This window comes from Ligilactobacillus acidipiscis DSM 15836 (assembly GCF_001435755.1).
Classification (GTDB): domain Bacteria; phylum Bacillota; class Bacilli; order Lactobacillales; family Lactobacillaceae; genus Ligilactobacillus; species Ligilactobacillus acidipiscis.
This window is the reverse complement of the sequence record NZ_AZFI01000026.1, coordinates 1-18,291: the sequence shown is the minus strand read 5'-3', so window position 1 is coordinate 18,291 and position 18,291 is coordinate 1. Positions and strand designations below refer to the sequence as shown.

Here is an 18,291-nt window from a genome sequence, read left to right as displayed (position 1 = left end):
AGTTGAATGTTACGAACTAGCACCACGCGTAATAGAATATATGAAAGAAGGCCCGATTTTTGGATGAAAAAAATAAGCAGTTCAAAAAATCTTCAAATAAAAAGAAATCTTTTAGCCTAACTACACTCATTATCACAGGAATCGCAGCACTTTTACTCGGTGGTGGCGGGGTTTTTGCATTTATGAATTCACGTTTACAGGCTGCTGAACAAACTAGCGAATCTATGGGAAAAATCAATGCTGTCTATAAAGCACTCGACAGCTACTATTACAAAGGTATCAGCAGAAAAAAGCTTGAGAATGGTGCAATAACTGGCATGGTCAACGTTTTAGGAGACCAATTTTCAGAATACATGACAAAATCTGAAACACAGTCATTAAATGAAACTATTTCTTCTAGTTTCACTGGAATCGGTGCAGAAGTTCGTAAATCTGGCGATCAAATCCAGATCGTGTCCCCGATTTCTGGGACGCCAGCTCAAAAGGGAGGCTTAAAGGCCAAGGATATTATCTTAAAAATAGATGGTAAGTCATTGAATGGATACTCCTTGAATAAGGCAGTCTCCCTGATTCGCGGCAAAAAAGGGACTTCTGTCAAGCTCCAGATCAAACGGGGAGATTCGGTTTTTGAAAAATCATTTAAACGAGATACTATTCCTGTTAAAACAGTTAATGGAAAACTTGCTGGTAAAGATAAAAAGGTTGGTTATATCCAGGTAACAACTTTCTCCAATAATACTGCAAAAGAAATGAAACAAACGATCAAACAACTCAGAAAAAAAGGCGCAAAATCATTCGTGATCGACATGCGGGATAATCCAGGAGGTTTGATGGACCAGGCTCTTAAAATGTCATCCATGTTCTTGAAAAATGGGCAAACGATCATGCAAGTCAAGCAACGCGGTAGCAGGCCTGAAGTTTATAAGGCAGGTAAAAAATATGACGATGGTTTCAAGGTTCATGAAAAAACAGTAGTGATGATCAACGGTGGTTCGGCCAGTGCAGCTGAGATCTTCTCCGCAGCTTTGAACCAATCCGCTGGGGATAAACTTATCGGAACTAAATCGTTTGGTAAGGGTACTGTACAAAATGTGATGCCATTCAAAGATAAAACTGAACTTAAATTAACGATTGCCAAGTGGTTGACACCAAATGGCTCTTGGATCCATGAAAAAGGATTGCAGCCGACAATCAAGGCTGATTATCCTAAGGTCGCTTATCAAGCGATGATCAGCACAAATAAAACTTATAAAGAAAATGACGTTTCCAAAGAAGTTGCTCGTCTACAAAACTTCTTAACGGCTCTAGATTATGATCCGGGCCGGACAGACGGGTATTATAGTACAGAAACAAAGGCAACTGTACAAAAATTCCAAAGAGAACATCATCTAGATCCGAGCGGTACTGCTGATAAGCAAACAATTAATAGCATTCAAGAAGCAATTGCTCAATTAGTCGTTCATTCAGATCATGCTTATGATGCAGCAATCAAAGCGGCGCAATAAATGATAATTAACAAGTAATACTCTTCGTTTTTGAGAGTTATTACTTGTTTTTTTTGACAAAATTTCAAGTTAAACGTTGTGCATAATAGTTCCTCACGAATTTGGTTAAATAGATAGTCCCGTGTATAATAACAAGATGAAAGTTTTTATCTCTATTATTAACATATCGGTTTCAATAGGCGGGATAAAAAAGGAGGAAAAGTATGGCAATCATTCAATGGTATCCGGGTCATATGGCAAAAGCCTTACGACAGGCAAAAGAAAATCTCAAAACCGTCGACATCGTGTTAGAATTGGTAGATGCACGTTTACCAGAATCATCGCGAAATCCTGAATTAAAAAGTATTTTGGAAAATAAACCAGCCATTATTGTTTTAACAAAAATGGATCTTGCTGACCCAAAGCAAACAAAAAAATGGTTAAATTATTATGAAACATCTGGTCAACCCGCTGTAGCCGTCAACAGTACTAACGGATCTCTGAAAGTTATTGAAAAGAAAATCAATACTGTTCTAGCCGACAAATTAGCTAAACGTGCGGAGAAAGGGATCCAGTCAAAAAAGATCAGTGTGATGTGCATTGGTATCCCAAATGTCGGCAAGTCAACTCTCTTAAACCATATGGTGAAAAAGAATGTAGCTTCCGTTGGTGATAAACCGGGGGTCACGAAAAAACAACAGTGGCTCAAAGCCGGTAAAAACTTACAGTTACTTGATACACCAGGTATCTTATGGCCTAAATTTGAGGATCCCCTGGTAGGTCAAAAGTTGGCACTGACCGGTGCGATCAAGGATCAATTATTTCATGACGACGATATTGCTTTATATGCGATAGAATTTTTTAAGGAAAATGGAGCCCCATATTTACAAAAACGTTATAGTCTGACAGAAAATGAAATGTCTGCCTCGGATGTGGATACGTTGCTGGCCATTACCAAAAAAGCTGGTTTCCGCGATGATTATGAGCGAGGCGCGCAACGACTGATTCAAGATATTCGTAATCAAAAACTAGGTCGATATACTTTAGATACGGTACCACAAACTATTGCATCTGATTCAAAGAAAGCGGACCCTAATGAGTAATGAAAACAATAAGAAAAAGAACATTGTACAAATCAAAACTTTTTTAAAAAAATCTGAAAATCACCCAGAAACGTTAACACCTGAAATAATGGATGAGTTGCGTAATGACGAACGGCAAGGTGTTAGGCAACTATTGAAAAGCTTTGAAAATAAACAGGCCAAACAAGCTAAAAAAAAAGCTTCCTTTGAAAAAAGACTGCTTTTAGAAAAAGAAGCTTGGCAAAATGGCAACAATTTAGTCGCAGGGATCGATGAAGTTGGAAGAGGACCATTAGCAGGACCTGTTGTCGCAGCAGCAGTGATCTTACCGCATGATTTTGCACTATACGAAGTTAATGATTCTAAACAATTAAGCATTAAAAAAAGAGCACAGTTAGCTCCGCTGATCAAAGAACAAGCGCTTAGTATTGGGATCGGGGTCGCTGATAATCAAAAAATCGATGAGATCAATATTTATGAAGCAGCAAGATTTGCGATGGAACAAGCAGTTTTACAGTTAGACCCTCAACCTGACCAGCTCTTGATCGATGCCATGGTCTTGCATACAAAAATTCCCCAGCGCAAATTGATCAAAGGTGATGCACGCTCAGCTTCCATCGCAGCGGCCAGCATAGTTGCCAAAGTCACCCGTGACCAGTTGATGACGGAGTATGCGCAACTCTATCCAGGCTACGGTTTTGAAAAAAATGCCGGTTATGGGACCAAACAACACTTAGCTGGACTCAAAAAATATGGTATCACACCCATTCACCGCCAAACTTTTGAACCAATAAAGTCAAAATTAATTAAATAAAATCGTCGCCTTTTGCGTATTTACATAAAAAAGCAAAGGCGGCGTTTTTATGGATGATCGATCTTTTTTATTACGGATCCATTTGTGTTCAGGGATCGGAGTCAAGGGTGAAAATAAAATTTATTCTTTTATGCAAAAAAATAAACGACAACCACAGCTCATTGAACTTGCTGAGTTGCTTTCTGGTCTTAAAATTGATCTACAGCAATTTTTAACTGATTTTCACTCTCAAGCTACTACGCAGAAAATGATCATCAATCAGCACCATGGCGGGATACTTACAATTCTTGATCCTGAGTATCCAGCGCAACTAAAAGAAACATTTGAACCACCTAATATTTTGTTTTATCAAGGGAGATTAGAACTGCTTAAAAGACCTATTCTGGCAATCGTTGGTGCTAGAAATATGACGAAGTATGCAACAGTCGTGTTGAAAAAGCTAATACCTGATATTTGCACACACCAGATCACGGTCGTTAGCGGAGCTGCTCGCGGGGTCGACAGTTTGGCCCACCGACTTGTTTTAAATGCCAATTCGGATACGATCGCTGTGCTCGGGACTGGCCTGGATCAAGTTTATCCAAGGAAAAACTACGAATTACAAACCTTAATGGCACGCCGAGGTCTTGTCTTAACCGAATATGAATTGGGGCAAAAACCATTGCCGTACCATTTTCCACTTCGTAACCGTATCATTGCCGGTTTATGTCAAAGTCTATTGGTAGTGGAAGCTAAACATCATAGCGGCAGCTTGATCACAGCTAATATTGCTTTACAAGAAAATAGAAACATTTTAGCAGTCCCAGGTCCGATCAACAGCAACTTATCAGTCGGAACCAATGAATTGATCCAGGCAGGGGCTAAACCGGTCTTAAATAGTACTGATATTCTTGAAGATTTTTTAAACTCCTTGACAAACCAAACTTGAAAGGCATAACATTGTTATCGATTTTGATTACTCAATTTAAACATGCAATAGTTATAATTAAAATACAATTCAAACAAAGGAGTGGGACGTTTTGCCAACCTCCACACAGCCAAAAACTAAGACAAAAAAGAAAAGAAGCACTAGGAAAACAAAAAAAAATTTAGTGATCGTTGAATCTCCGTCAAAAGCCAAAACAATCGAAAAATATTTGGGATCACGCTATAAAGTTATGGCAAGTTTAGGACATATCCGTGATTTGCCAAAAAGTAAGATGGGTATCGATGTTGAAAATGATTATGAACCTCATTATATTTCGATCCGCGGCAAAGGCGATGTGATTAAGGAACTGCGCAAGGAGGCTAAAAAAGCCGCGCACGTTTATCTTGCGGCCGATCCCGACCGTGAAGGAGAAGCAATTGCTTGGCATCTTTCCTACTTGCTAGGATTAGATCCTAAAGACAAAAATCGTGTTGTCTTTAACGAGATCACCAAAGATGCAGTAAAAAATGCATTTAAGAATCCCCGGGCGATCGATATGTCTCTTGTTGACGCACAACAGGCTCGCCGGATCTTAGACCGCTTGGTTGGATATTCGATTTCTCCGTTATTATGGTCGAAGGTCAAAAAAGGGCTCTCTGCGGGTCGAGTACAGTCGATTGCGTTAAACTTGATCATTCAAAGAGAAAAAGAAATCAAAGAATTTGTTCCAGAAGAGTATTGGAACATCGACTCGCAATTTCAAAAAGGACGAAGTAAATTTGATGCCAGCTTTTATGGACTTGCTGGTAAAAAAACAGCTTTAAATAATAATGATGCAGTTCAAAAAGTCCTGAAAAAAATCTCCAAAGATGACCCATTTAAAGTAGCTGCAGTTGTCAAAAAAGAACGTAAACGATTCCCTGCATTGCCGTTTACAACCTCGACGATGCAACAAACGGCAAACAACACATTAAAATTCAGAACGCAAAGAACAATGATGATCGCACAACAATTATATGAAGGGATCAACATTGGCCGCGGTGGTTCAGTCGGTTTAATCACTTATATGCGGACCGATTCAACCCGGATCTCTACGGTAGCTAAGCATGAAGCAGCAAAATTTATCACTGAAACGTACGGCGGTGAATATGCAGCTTCCAAGCCGCGAGCCGGTAAGCTTTCTGAAAATGCTCAAGATGCCCATGAAGCTATCCGGCCTTCCTCGGTAATGCGAACACCGGACTCTCTGGAAAAATATTTATCTAAGGATCAAATGAAGTTATATTCATTGATCTGGTCACGTTTTGTTGCCAGTCAGATGACACCTGCAATAGTTGATACCGTCCGTGCTGACTTAGTTCAAAATGGCGTGACTTTCAGGGCAAATGGTTCGAAGATGAAATTTCCTGGATACACCAAGGTTTATTCCGAATCCAAACGGAAAGACAATATTTTACCTGAACTAAATGAAGGCGACGAAGTCACTTTAGTAAAAAATGATCCGAGTCAGCATTTTACTTTGCCACCGGCCCGTTATTCCGAAGCAACTTTGATCAAAGCCCTAGAAGAAAACGGTGTCGGTCGTCCTTCAACTTATGCACCAACTTTAAGCACGATTCAAAAAAGGTACTATGTTAAACTCACAGCACGTAAGTTTGAACCAACCGAATTAGGTGAGATCGTCAATTCCATGATCACGGATTGTTTTCCAGACATTTTGGACGTATCATTTACCGCAGATTTGGAAGATGAATTGGATCAAATCGAAGAAGGTAAACAAGAATGGGTCCAAGTGATCGATCAATTTTACCGTCCGTTCGCCAAGGAAGTCGCCAGTGCTGAGCAGAAACTTGAAAAAGTTAAGATCAAAGATGAACCTGCTGGGTTTAACTGCGACGTCTGTGGCGCACCAATGCTGATCAAAATGGGACGTTATGGTAAATTTTATGCTTGCAGCCGTTTTCCTGACTGTCGGAATACTAAAACCATTGTCAAGAAAATTGGTGTAACTTGTCCGAAGTGTGGTAAGGGTGATGTGGTTGAAAGAAAATCTAAGAAAAACCGAATTTTCTATGGTTGTTCACGTTACCCCGATTGTGACTTCATTTCTTGGGACCAACCAGTTGGACGAAAATGTCCAAAATGCGACCATTTCTTGGTTTATAAAAAATCGAAAAAAGGTGCGCAAGTCAAATGTCCAAATGGCGACTATGAAGAAGAACTACAAAAGTAACTAACAAAAAGATCCCAATGACTTCACTCATCAAGATGAGTCCGATGTTAATTGGGTCTTTTTTTAGTGAAAATGATCTGGCTACAAGATACCTTGTGAAAAAATTAAGAAATGTCGAATAAGTCTCCAGAATTCTTGACTATTTTTGACCATTATAGGAAAATACAATTAAACATTGATTTGAAGGTGGCACGATGGAACGTAAGTGGATCATAGAATATCAGGATTATCTGAAATATGAACGTCAATATTCCGCAAAAACCGTTAAAGCGTATACAGATGACATCGCTGATTTTTGCAATTTTTTAACAGAAAACGGCGGAGGATCATCTTTTGCAGCGATCACGGAAAACGATGTTCATGTTTATATGAGTTATCTTTATGAGCAAGAATATAAAGAAAATAGTGTTTCACGGCTGATCTCGGGACTACGGTCATTTTATCGTTTTTTACTGAAAAATGATTATGTGAATAGTAATCCGTTTATCTATGTTCAGCTAAAACGTCATTCGCGGGCTTTACCACACTTTTTCTATGAAAAAGAAATGAATGCCTTGTTTGAGGCTACAACAGGTAATTCTAACAAGGATATGAGGAATAATGCTTTGTTAGAAACATTGTATGCAACAGGAATGCGTGTTTCCGAGTGTACAAGTTTAACGGTGCAAGTCGTTGATTTTGATAACCGAGCAATGCTTTTACATGGTAAGGGCGGGAAAGACCGCTATGTGCCCTTTGGTCAATATTGCGAAAATGCTTTAAAAAAATACTTTGCAAAAGTCCGCACACCGGTAATGGAAAAATACCAAAAAGAGCATGATTTTGTATTTATTAACCATTATGGTGATCCGATCACGGCTGCTGGTATTACCTACGTTTTGAATCAGATAGTTAAGAAAAGCTCTTTACAAACAACGATCCATCCTCATGAGCTGCGACATACGTTCGCTACTCATTTAATGAGTAATGGTGCTGATTTGCGGGCCGTACAAGAGTTACTGGGTCACAGCAGTCTTTCAACCACACAAATATATACCCACGTTACCACGGAAAATCTGCAAGAGAACTACCGCAAATTTTTCCCGCGGGCGTGATCATCTTTTTTACAGGAGGAAATTATTTCATGACAACAATCTGCGCCGTTCGGCATAATGGACATACAGCAATGGCTGGTGATGGGCAAGTCACCATGGGAGAAAAAGTCATTATGAAAGGAACTGCACATAAGATCAGAAAGATCTATGATAATAAAGTAGCAGTCGGTTTTGCCGGCACGGTTTCTGATGCCTTTAATCTACAAGACCGTTTTGAAAAGAAGCTTAACCAGTATAGTGGTAATTTGCAACGTGCAGCTGTGGAACTAGCCCAAGAATGGCGCGGTGACCAGCAGTTGCAAAAACTCGAAGCTTTATTAGTCGTAATGGACAAAGATAATTTATTGTTGGTGTCTGGTTCTGGAGAAGTGATCGAACCTGATAATGATGTTTTAGCGATCGGTTCGGGTGGAAACTATGCTTTATCCGCTGCAATCGCGTTAACTAACCACGCCCCAGAGATGAGTGCCGAAGAAATCGCTAAAAGTTCTCTCCATATTGCAGGAGATATCGATATTTTCACAAACCACAACGTCATCACAGAAGTACTCTAAACTAACCTGAAAGTCTGAAAGGAGTGAAGGTGAAGTTGCAATTCAAGAACTTCACCGCTTAATTTTATGGATCCAATGGATAAAACACCAAAACAAATCGTTAAAGAACTTGATCGCTATGTGATCGGCCAAGACGAAGCAAAAAAGGCAATCGCAGTTGCTTTACGTAATCGCTATCGCCGAATGCAGCTGCCAGAAGAAATGCAAGAAGAAGTGACGCCTAAAAATCTATTGATGATCGGACCGACCGGTGTCGGAAAAACAGAAATCGCCCGCCGGCTGGCTAAAATCGTCAATGCGCCTTTTGTTAAAGTTGAAGCAACCAAATTTACAGAGGTCGGTTATGTGGGTCGTGATGTTGAATCGATGGTCCGTGACCTAGTTGAATCTGCTTATAAAATGGAACAAGATAGATTGTATGCAGAAGTCAGAAGTGAAGCGGTTGCTAATGCAGACAAAAGATTAGTCAAGCTTCTAGTTCCCGCACAACGAAAACAAACACAACAAAATCAGCAAGAAAACTTTATGCAAATGATGCGTGACTTGCAAAGCGGTAAAATGCCTCAAGGCCTTGCCAGCCAAGAAGATGAAGAAGGCGAGGTCAACGATCAGGTCAGAAATGAGCGTTTAAGTGTTAGTGAAAAGCTTAAACGGGATCAGTTAGAAAATGAGGAAGTTACCATTAAAATCGATGACCCTTCGCAAAACAATAACAATTCTTCTGACATGCTCAATCAAATGGGAATCGATCTCAATGATGCTTTAAGTTCCCTTGTACCAAAAAGAAAAGTCACTCGGACGATGAGTGTTACTGATGCCCGAGAAGTTTTAGTTCAAGAAGAATCTGAAAAATTGGTCAATGTTGCTGATCTTGCTGATGCTGCAATCAAACGCGCAGAAAATACTGGGATCATTTTTATTGATGAAATTGATAAGATCACATCCCGATCCAAGCAAAACTCTGGGGAGGTTTCTCGCGAAGGGGTTCAACGTGACATCTTGCCGATCGTTGAAGGCTCGGCAATCAAAACTAAGTATGGTTTCATCAATACTGATCATATCTTGTTTATCGCTTCTGGTGCATTCCAAGACAGCAAACCTAGTGACCTGATCGCAGAACTCCAAGGCCGCTTCCCGATCCGAGTAGAGTTGAATGATTTAAGTGCAGAAGATTTTGTCAAGATTTTGACCGAGCCAGATAATGCTTTGGTTAAGCAATATATTGCATTGATCAATACTGATAATATTTCTGTTACTTTTACGATCGAAGCTATCCGTAAAATTGCCAACATTGCCTTTGCAGTCAACCGCGATACGGATAATATCGGAGCTCGTCGTTTACACACTATTTTAGAGCGACTCTTACAAGATTTGTTATATGAGGGACCAGATATGCAAATGGGTGAAATAACGATCACTGAAGCTTACGTAGAACAAAAAATCGGCAAGATCGCCGCAGACAAAGACTTAGCACATTATATTTTATAAAGGGATCATTAACTAATTTCGGGAGGGTTTCAAGATGGCAGTAATTATTGAAAATGATAAAATTCGCGCAGTGATCAATGAACATGGCGCTGAATTAAGTAGTTTGATCGCTAAGGGCACCGGGATCGATTATATGTGGTCTGGTGATGCAAAATATTGGGGACGTCATTCGCCAGTATTATTTCCGATCGAAGGGAAACTAAAAAATGATAGTTATCATTTTAATGGTCAAGAATATCATATGACACAACATGGATTTGCCCGCGACCAAGATTTTGCTGTGGTGGAGTGCGATGACCAACATGCTACTTTCGAGCTGACACAAAATGCAGCAACTAAGGAAAAGTATCCTTTTGATTTTCGTTTGCATTTGACTTACTTGGTTAAAGACACTACATTAACGCTGGATTATTCCGTTTACAACCCAGCTGATGAGCAGGAGCTCTTCTTTGCACTGGGAGCTCACCCAGCCTTTAAGGCTCCGTTGATGCCAAACGAAAAATATACAGACTACGAATTAACATTTGCTCCCGCTAAAACCAGAAAGAAAATTCCTTTGGCAAATAGTTTGACCGACCCAATGCATGAATTTGATGTTAACGAAAACCGGTTGGCAGTCAGCCGTGAATTATTTAAAAACGATGCATTGATCTACAACTTGCAACAAGAACCGACAAAAATTACTTTACAAGATACAAAGCAAAAGCATGGTATCCAAGTTGGTACTAAGGATGCCAAGTATGTTGGTATCTGGTCTGCCTATCCTAAAGATGGTCAATTTGTTTGTATCGAACCATGGTGGGGCTTAGCTGACCCACAAGATGCCGATGGTGAGTTGACCCACAAGTTTGCCATTAATAAATTGGCATCCCACCAGGAGTTTAAGGCCGGCTTTTCAGTTTCGCTCTTTTAACAAAAAAGATAAGTTGGAGTCCTACTCAAGTTTTCGAGTGACTACACAACTTATCTTTTTATTTATTATCTTTTTCACGTTTCTGGCGAGCCCGATAACCTAAACCAAAAGGAACCATATTTTCTTTGCCTTGACGGATCCGGGAAATGTTCCCCCAATGTCTGACAAAAACGAAGATAGTCAAAACAAATGCAACAGTAGTTAAGATCCAATCTTGATAAAACAAAGAGCTAAGCGTGATCAATGAAAAGCCGATCATGCTGGCGACACTGACCATACTTGTCAAATAAATGGTTATCAAGAAAATCGCCCAAGCCAATAAGAAAAACTGCCAATTATAGACCAGCAAAACACCGACACTAGTCGCAACTGTTTTGCCTCCCTTGAATTTAGCAAAAATTGGAAAGGCGTGACCAAAGATTGCTGCTAGCCCGATCAATAAGGCATTCGCATTTGACTGGAATAACATAGGGAGCAAAGCAGTTGCAGAACCCTTCAGCATGTCGATCAACAAAACGACTACCCCAGCTTTTTTGCCTAAAACCCGAAAAGTATTAGTCGTTCCCATATTACCACTACCGTAATTACGAATATCTTTATTAAAGAAAATCTTGCCGATCCAGACACCGGATGGTATAGAACCAAGTAAATAGCCAATTAGGAGCATCCAAATAATATTTAGATCCACATTTTTTGCCTCCTTTATCTTGCCTTTTAATTCTAGCAGTTTATTGTGCTTGGAGCAATTTAAATTATACCCCGTTTTTATAAGAAAAATTACCCAAATGAGCTTAATTTATTTTATACTTAGACAATGTTCCTTGCTGTTAAAGACCGCCGTTTCGGGCTGTATAGCAAGAGTGTTACTTTACAGAATAGCTATATATGGGTTATGATAGAAAAAGTTTGTCAGATCATCGTAAGTAATGATCTTACTTGTTTAACCGGAAGGGATTTGAAAGTTCAATGACAAAACCTAAATATAATGATGATTCGATTCAAGTCTTAAAAGGGCTGGAAGCAGTTAGAAAGCGGCCTGGGATGTATATCGGATCTACTGATACCCATGGTTTACACCACTTAGTTTATGAGATCGTAGATAATGCGGTGGATGAAGCACTATCAGGGTATGGTAAAAAAATTGATGTGACGATTCATGCTGATGAGTCGATCACCGTATGTGATTATGGCCGAGGCATGCCTGTTGGGATGCATTCTACTGGTATCCCAACTGTTGAGGTGATTTTTACCGTTTTGCATGCCGGAGGTAAGTTCGGACAAGGCGGTTATAAAACTTCAGGTGGATTGCATGGTGTTGGTGCATCAGTCGTCAATGCCTTGTCTTCCAGTTTAACTGTCAATACGGTCCGCGATGGGATCGAATATGAGGAAGATTTTAAAGATGGTGGTCAACCAATCGGTACTTTACGTAAAATCGGCAAAACTAAGCGACCGAGCGGAACCAAAGTAACCTTTAAGCCTGATCAGACAATTTTTTCCACAACGCATTATCACTATGACGTTTTAGCTGAACGTTTGAGAGAATCAGCCTATTTGTTAAAAGGTGTCCAGATCACATTGACCGATGAACGTAACGACCAGCAAGATATCTTTTTATATGAAGAAGGAATCAAGGAATTTGTTTCTTATTTGAATGAAGATAAAGAAACTATCGGTGACGTTATGTACTTTGATGGTTCCAAACAAGGTATGGAAGTGGAAGTAGCTGCACAATATAACGATGGGTACTCCGAAAACGTGTTGTCGTTTGTTAATAACGTTCGCACCAAGGATGGGGGGACTCATGAAGCCGGTCTGCGTTCTGCCTGGACCAAAGCTTTTAATGACTATGCCCGCAGTGTTGGATTACTAAAAGATAAAGATAAAAATATGGAAGGCAGCGATGTCCGTGAAGGGTTGTCCGCAGTGATCTCGGTAAGAGTACCTGAGGAGTTGCTTCAATTCGAGGGACAGACCAAAGAAAAATTAGGTACTCCAGAAGCGCGAACCATCGTCGATGGTATCGTGGCTGAACAACTCAATTACTATCTGATGGAAAACGGAGAATTCGCACAAGACCTAGTGAGAAAATCGTTGCGCGCTAGAGAGGCACGTGAAGAAGCTCGTAAAGCCCGTGACGAAAGTCGTAATGGAAAGAAGCGACGTAAAAAAGACCAGCTTCTTTCAGGTAAACTAACACCAGCTCAATCGAAAAATGCTAAGAAAAATGAACTATTTTTAGTCGAAGGTGATTCTGCCGGTGGTTCAGCGAAGCAGGGTAGAGATTGCAAATTTCAAGCGATCTTGCCCTTAAGAGGTAAAGTACTTAATACAGAACGGGCTAAACTCCAAGATATTGTCAAAAACGAAGAGACCAACACCATGATCTATACGATCGGTGCTGGAGTCGGGGCAGAATTTAACCTGGAAGATGCTAATTATGACAAAATCGTGATCATGACTGATGCAGATACCGACGGAGCTCATATTCAAATCTTGCTGTTAACTTTCTTTTATAAATATATGCGACCAATGATCGATGCTGGACGGGTTTATATTGCTTTGCCGCCTTTGTATAAATTACAAAAGACAGTTAAGAAAAAACAGGTCATTGAATATGCTTGGACTGATGAGGAACTAAAAAAAGTCAGCCAAGAAATGGGCAAAGGATATTCACTCCAACGTTTCAAAGGTTTAGGAGAAATGAACGCTGACCAATTATGGGAAACGACTATGGATCCAGAAACAAGGACTTTGGTTCGTGTGAAGATCGATGATGGCGCCTTGGCTGAGAAACGTGTCACAACATTAATGGGCGATAAAGTTGAGCCGCGTCGTAAATGGATCGAAAAAAACGTGAAATTTTCACTGGAAGAAGACGGCAGTTTATTAGATACGGTTGCCGTAGAAGGTGCTCATGGTGAAAAGCTTACGAATGAAGAAACAAGTGAAACACTATTTGATGATAAATTAGCTCAAACCAAAAATAACAAGTAGAGGGGTGAAAGTACGTGGCGACTACAGAACATAACAATATTCAGGAATTATCACTTGAAGCTGTCATGGGGGAAAGATTCGGACGCTATTCTAAGTATATTATCCAAGAACGTGCTTTACCTGATATCCGTGATGGTTTAAAACCTGTTCAGCGGCGAATCCTGTTTGCAATGGGCCAAGATGGCAATACCTTTGATAAAGCATTTAGAAAATCAGCTAAGTCGGTCGGAAACGTGATGGGTAATTTTCATCCGCATGGTGATTCATCGATCTATGAAGCGATGGTCCGCCTCAGTCAGGATTGGAAACTACGTGAACCACTGATTCAAATGCATGGTAACAATGGTTCAATGGACGGTGACCCACCTGCTGCTATGCGTTATACCGAGGCGCGCTTATCTGAAATTGCTGGTGACATGCTAAAAGACATTGATAAAAAGACCGTTGAAATGGTCTTAAATTTTGATGATACAGAGTATGAACCAACTGTTTTGCCAGCCCGTTTTCCTAATTTATTAGTCAACGGAGCTACGGGTATTTCCGCTGGGTATGCAACTGAGATCCCAACTCATAATTTGGGAGAAACAATTGAAGCTACAATTTACCTATTAGATCATCCAAATGCTACGTTAGATGATCTAATGAAATTTGTAAAAGGTCCTGACTTTCCAACTGGCGGCATTTTACAGGGAATAGACGGGATCAAACAAGCCTACAAAACTGGGCGAGGAAAAACGATTTTACGCTCTCGGACTGAAATTGAAGAATTACGCGGCGGAAAACAGCAAATCGTCGTAACAGAGATCCCATATGAAGTTAATAAGGCGATATTAGTCAAACGGATCGATGAATTACGTCTTTTGAAAAAAGTTGAAGGAATCGCCGAAGTTCGTGACGAAACAGATCGTGAGGGTTTGCGGATCGTGATCGAGCTTAAGAAAAATGCAAATGCGACAGGTATTTTAAATTATCTTTTTAAAAACACCGATTTACAGATCTCCTACAATTTCAACATGGTCGCGATCAATAAAAAGCGTCCTGAACATGTTGGTTTGAAAGCGATCCTTTCAGCATACATCGATCACCAACGTGACGTTACTACTAAACGGACTCAATTTGACCTAAATAAAGCCCAAGAGCGCGAACATATCGTTGCTGGTCTGATCAAAGCTCTCTCTATTTTAGACAACGTTATTAAAACGATCCGTTCGTCTCAAAATAAACGTGATGCCAAGCAAAATTTGATCACGAAATATGACTTTAGTGAAAAGCAAGCAGAAGCAATTGTTTCTTTGCAGTTATATCGTTTAACAAATACCGATGTGACTGCGCTGGAAAAAGAAGCACAAGAATTAGAAAAGCAAATTGCAAAATATCAGAAAATTTTGGCTGATCCACAAGAATTGGATAAGGTGATCAAAAAAGAATTAAAAGCCGTTGATAAAAAATATTCAACTCCAAGGTTAACCGAGATCCAAGCAGAGATAGAATCATTGACCATTGAAACTGAAGTTATGGTAGCAGCAGAAGATGTGAAAGCCTTAGTTTCACGTGATGGTTATGTCAAGCGCTCGTCCCTTCGGTCGTTTAAGGCTTCTGGTCCTTCTGAAAACGGGCTAAAAGATGAAGACCGAGTGATTTTTTCAGCGACCGTCAATACGTTAGATCATCTGTTCATGTTTACCAATAAAGGAAACGTCATCTATCGGCCTATTCATGATGTAACAGAAGCTCGCTGGAAAGATACAGGAGAGCATCTTTCGCAAACTGTCGGTCTGGCAAATGATGAGTATGTCATTTCTGCATATTGTTTTAAAGATTTAAAACAGGGCGGCAAGTTTGTTTTTGCAACTAAAGAGGGCTTTATTAAGCAAACTGAACTCGCTGATTTAAAACCCGGAAGATCCTACAAATCACGTGCCAGCAAGTTTATGAAATTAAAGACTGCGTCCGATGAGATAATTTTGATCTCTTATCAAAAAAATGATGATTCTGCATTGCAAGTTCTTTGCGCTTCCTATGGCGGTTATGGACTTCGTTATACACTAGATGAAGTTCCAACAAGCGGAACAAAGGCAGCAGGTGTTAAAGCTATGGATCTCAGAGAAGATCGCCTGACTAGTGTGACACTTGTTCATGAAACAGACGATTTAGCTCTTATCACACAACGTGGTTCATTCAAGCGAATGAAAGTTGCTGAAGTTCCCCAAACAACAAGGGCACGACGTGGTGTTCAAATTTTACGTGAACTCAAGAAAAATCCTCATCGTGTTCAGCTGACGACGTTATTACAACCTAATAGTAAATTGTATATTACAACTAACAAGGATCAAGTTATTACCGTTGATCCATTCGAGCATCCAAGCAATGATCGTTATTCAAATGGTTCATTTGTTTTAGATGTTGAAACCCAGGGAACTCCAGTCTGGGTACAAAATAAAGTTGAAGATAATTCAGACTCAACAGAAATTTAAATAAGAATTAAGCTGGGAATGTTATATTCCCAGCTTTTTGTGTATAGCAAACTAAATAATAGTATTTTTGAAAAGAGTTGCGTGCTAAACTTAAAGGTAGTTAATCAACTATTATTCTTAGGAGAAATCAAAATGAAACAACTATATGTTAAACAAAAAGTTTTTAGCGCTGCTGAGAAATTCACCGTGCGAGACAATGACAACCAAATCCATTATTACATTAAAGGTAGTCTATTTAATGCTCCTAAAACTTTTGAAATTCAAGACGCACAGCATAATATAGTAGCACAGATCACTAAAAAAGTTCTTGCCTTTTTACCTAAATTTATCATTGAATCACGCAACAACCCAACAGTTGAAATAAAAAAAGAACTTTCCTTACTAAGACCACATTATACATTTAGCCCGCAAAACATTACTGTTAAAGGCGATCTTTTCGAAATGAATTTTTCTATTTTAAACAAGAATGAAGAAATTGCAACTATCCATAAAAAAATATTATCTTGGGGTGATGCATACGAGATAACCATTTTAGAGCAACAAGACAGTGAAGATTCGTTGAATAACGAGATCTTAGTTGTCGGATTAGTGGTTGCAATCGATTATATGCTAGCACAAGATAGGTCACAGGTTTAAAGGCCTTTTGCTTTAACTAAAACGATAACTGTACTTTTATCATATGAGACAGGGAGGTTATCAGATGGCCGAATATACATTTTTACAACCATATACTTTTAGAAATAAAGACATCAAGTTAAAAAACCGGATCGTGATCCCGCCGATGACTGAACGCATGTCATTTGAAGACGGTACTGTTACTAGTGATGAAACAGCATATTACGCACAGCACACCGGCGGGGCGGGTATGTTCATTACTGCTGTTGCCAATGTGAATTCGCTTGGTAAGGGCTTTGAGGGTGAACTAAGCATTGCCGACAATAGATTTTTACCTGGTTTAAATAAATTAGCTCGCAGCATACAACGAAACGGTACAAAAGCGATCGTACAAATATTTTGCGCTGGAAGAATGTCAAGCAGTGCGATTTTAAGAGGAAAGCAACCGGTTAGTGCCAGTGACATTCCCGCACTGCGAGCAGATTCACAAAAACCGCGTGCACTTTCAGAAGATGAAATCATACAAACGATCAAAGATTTTGGTGCAGCTACAAAAAGGGCAATTGAAGCCAGCTTTGACGGAGTTGAGTTGCATGGCGCAAATACTTATTTGCTGCAGCAATTCTTTTCACCACACTCCAATTTTCACCACACTCCAATAGACGGACAGATAAGTGGGGCGGTTCATTAGAAAAGAGAATGCGTTTTCCACTTGCCGTCATCGAAGAAGCTACACAGGTAATCAAGCAATATGCTGAGAAGCCATTTTTGCTCGGCTATCGGATTTCACCAGAAGAAATTGAAAAACCAGGAATAACTTTAGAAGATACACTTGAGTTTATAGATAGGTTAAAAGAAACTAAAATCGATTATCTGCATGTTTCACAAGGCGACGTTTGGCGGACATCGCTTCGTGATCAAAATTCCAGTCAGATCGTGAATGAAGTCATCAGAGATCGTGTAGCTGGTGCATTCCCGTTAATAGTTGTTGGTAGCGTAAAAACTCCCCAGGAAGCCGAAAAAGCCTGTAAATCGTTCGATATAGTCGCATTAGGCCACGAATCTTTGTGGGAACCTAAATGGGTTCAAAAAGTTGAAAATGGTGATGAATCAGCTATCCGTTATTCAGTATCCAAAGAAGATTTAATTGATTTGGGCATTCAACCCAGCTATGTTTAAGCAGCAAAAATAAACATCTGCGTTGCGATCAATAATTAGCATTTAGACAGCTTTTACAGTTAAGATATTGCAAAAGCTGTCCTTATTTTTTTGACTAAAAATCAGCTATAACAAATTAATGATATAAATTTAATTACTAGCATTAATAAATTACCAGCATTAATAACTTGTTTACTAATTTTTCAAGAAAATTAAAAAGCTGTAGTTTTTACAGACTTTATTTAGTAATTTTACTATTTTTGTTGTTTAAATTAGCGTTTTGGAGACATTGTTGGTTATTTGAAATCAGTAAATCTGAGGGGGGTCAGTCATTTTTTCTCTTTATTCTAGTTTACATAATATACATTATCAAAAGTAGGGTCAAAAAGAAAAACCGCCCCAGCTTGCCCCAAAGTTTATTTATTGCACAACGCTGTTAATTTTGTTCTTCCTCAATTGTCAAGTTAAGTGCAACACT

13 protein-coding genes and 1 pseudogene are annotated in these 18,291 nt (G+C 39.5%); 13 read left to right on the top strand and 1 reads right to left on the bottom strand.

The features are described from left to right. Positions 1–59: 59 nt before the first annotated feature. The 9 genes from FC65_RS03570 to FC65_RS03530 all read left to right on the top strand — a co-directional run bounded on the left by FC65_RS03570 (position 60) and on the right by FC65_RS03530 (position 10,569). Positions 60–1,505: a S41 family peptidase gene (locus tag FC65_RS03570; protein ID WP_056971579.1), complete on the top strand. Its 1,446-nt coding sequence runs from the start codon at positions 60–62 to the stop codon at positions 1,503–1,505. Positions 1,506–1,708: 203 nt separating this feature from the next. Beyond that, complete coding sequence (gene ylqF, locus FC65_RS03565) at positions 1,709–2,587, top strand: ribosome biogenesis GTPase YlqF (protein WP_056971578.1); 879 nt, start codon at positions 1,709–1,711, stop codon at positions 2,585–2,587. After that, the gene (locus tag FC65_RS03560) at positions 2,580–3,380 is read left to right on the top strand and encodes a ribonuclease HII (protein ID WP_082618986.1); all 801 of its coding nucleotides are present in this window, start codon (positions 2,580–2,582) and stop codon (positions 3,378–3,380) included. Before ylqF ends, FC65_RS03560 begins: the two co-directional genes overlap by 8 nt. Positions 3,381–3,429: 49 nt before the next feature. Next, on the top strand, positions 3,430–4,308 hold the full coding sequence (gene dprA, locus FC65_RS03555; RefSeq protein WP_056971577.1) for a DNA-processing protein DprA: 879 nt from the start codon (positions 3,430–3,432) through the stop codon (positions 4,306–4,308). A gap of 91 nt (positions 4,309–4,399) precedes the next feature. After that, complete coding sequence (topA, locus tag FC65_RS03550; RefSeq protein ID WP_056971576.1) at positions 4,400–6,520, top strand: type I DNA topoisomerase; 2,121 nt, start codon at positions 4,400–4,402, stop codon at positions 6,518–6,520. Positions 6,521–6,714: 194 nt separating this feature from the next. Continuing rightward, complete coding sequence (gene xerC, locus FC65_RS03545; RefSeq protein ID WP_056971575.1) at positions 6,715–7,614, top strand: tyrosine recombinase XerC; 900 nt, start codon at positions 6,715–6,717, stop codon at positions 7,612–7,614. Between the two features lie 29 nt (positions 7,615–7,643). Beyond that, a complete protein-coding gene (hslV, locus tag FC65_RS03540; protein ID WP_010494159.1) occupies positions 7,644–8,168 on the top strand; it encodes an HslVU peptidase proteolytic subunit in 525 nt (174 codons plus the stop codon). A 66-nt stretch (positions 8,169–8,234) separates the two neighbouring features. Next, positions 8,235–9,656 (top strand): ATP-dependent protease ATPase subunit HslU, encoded by a 1,422-nt coding sequence (gene hslU / locus FC65_RS03535; protein ID WP_056971574.1) that lies wholly within the window; start codon positions 8,235–8,237, stop codon positions 9,654–9,656. 34 nt (positions 9,657–9,690) lie between these two features. Beyond that, on the top strand, positions 9,691–10,569 hold the full coding sequence (locus FC65_RS03530; protein WP_056971573.1) for an aldose 1-epimerase family protein: 879 nt from the start codon (positions 9,691–9,693) through the stop codon (positions 10,567–10,569). 58 nt (positions 10,570–10,627) lie between these two features. Here FC65_RS03530 and plsY read toward each other — a convergent pair whose 3' ends face one another. Continuing rightward, positions 10,628–11,257, bottom strand: a complete 630-nt coding sequence (plsY, locus tag FC65_RS03525; protein WP_010494164.1) for a glycerol-3-phosphate 1-O-acyltransferase PlsY — start codon at positions 11,255–11,257, stop codon at positions 10,628–10,630. A 278-nt stretch (positions 11,258–11,535) separates the two neighbouring features. Here plsY and parE point away from each other — a divergent pair, with 278 nt between their 5' ends. The 4 genes and pseudogenes from parE to FC65_RS11475 form a co-directional block, all read left to right on the top strand. Beyond that, positions 11,536–13,566 carry a DNA topoisomerase IV subunit B gene (gene parE, locus FC65_RS03520; protein ID WP_056971572.1) on the top strand — a complete coding sequence of 677 codons (2,031 nt, stop codon included), beginning with the start codon at positions 11,536–11,538 and terminating at the stop codon, positions 13,564–13,566. A 65-nt stretch (positions 13,567–13,631) separates the two neighbouring features. Next, the gene (gene parC / locus FC65_RS03515) at positions 13,632–16,040 is read left to right on the top strand and encodes a DNA topoisomerase IV subunit A (protein WP_056971580.1); all 2,409 of its coding nucleotides are present in this window, start codon (positions 13,632–13,634) and stop codon (positions 16,038–16,040) included. A 132-nt stretch (positions 16,041–16,172) separates the two neighbouring features. Continuing rightward, positions 16,173–16,676 (top strand): LURP-one-related/scramblase family protein, encoded by a 504-nt coding sequence (locus tag FC65_RS03510; protein ID WP_056971571.1) that lies wholly within the window; start codon positions 16,173–16,175, stop codon positions 16,674–16,676. 64 nt (positions 16,677–16,740) lie between these two features. Further along, a pseudogene (locus FC65_RS11475) lies at positions 16,741–17,831 on the top strand (NADH-dependent flavin oxidoreductase); the annotation flags it as partial. Positions 17,832–18,291: the final 460 nt, after the last annotated feature.

What these genes read in the sequence shown, in the direction of transcription:
- ylqF (WP_056971578.1), top strand. Translation starts at nt 1,709, where the DNA reads ATGGCAATCATTCAATGGTATCCGGGTCATATGGCAAAAGCCTTACGA.
- FC65_RS03560 (WP_082618986.1), top strand. Translation starts at nt 2,580, where the DNA reads ATGAGTAATGAAAACAATAAGAAAAAGAACATTGTACAAATCAAAACT.
- dprA (WP_056971577.1), top strand. Translation starts at nt 3,430, where the DNA reads ATGGATGATCGATCTTTTTTATTACGGATCCATTTGTGTTCAGGGATC.
- xerC (WP_056971575.1), top strand. Translation starts at nt 6,715, where the DNA reads ATGGAACGTAAGTGGATCATAGAATATCAGGATTATCTGAAATATGAA.
- hslV (WP_010494159.1), top strand. Translation starts at nt 7,644, where the DNA reads ATGACAACAATCTGCGCCGTTCGGCATAATGGACATACAGCAATGGCT.
- hslU (WP_056971574.1), top strand. Translation starts at nt 8,235, where the DNA reads ATGGATCCAATGGATAAAACACCAAAACAAATCGTTAAAGAACTTGAT.
- FC65_RS03530 (WP_056971573.1), top strand. Translation starts at nt 9,691, where the DNA reads ATGGCAGTAATTATTGAAAATGATAAAATTCGCGCAGTGATCAATGAA.
- parE (WP_056971572.1), top strand. Translation starts at nt 11,536, where the DNA reads ATGACAAAACCTAAATATAATGATGATTCGATTCAAGTCTTAAAAGGG.
- parC (WP_056971580.1), top strand. Translation starts at nt 13,632, where the DNA reads ATGGGGGAAAGATTCGGACGCTATTCTAAGTATATTATCCAAGAACGT.
- FC65_RS03510 (WP_056971571.1), top strand. Translation starts at nt 16,173, where the DNA reads ATGAAACAACTATATGTTAAACAAAAAGTTTTTAGCGCTGCTGAGAAA.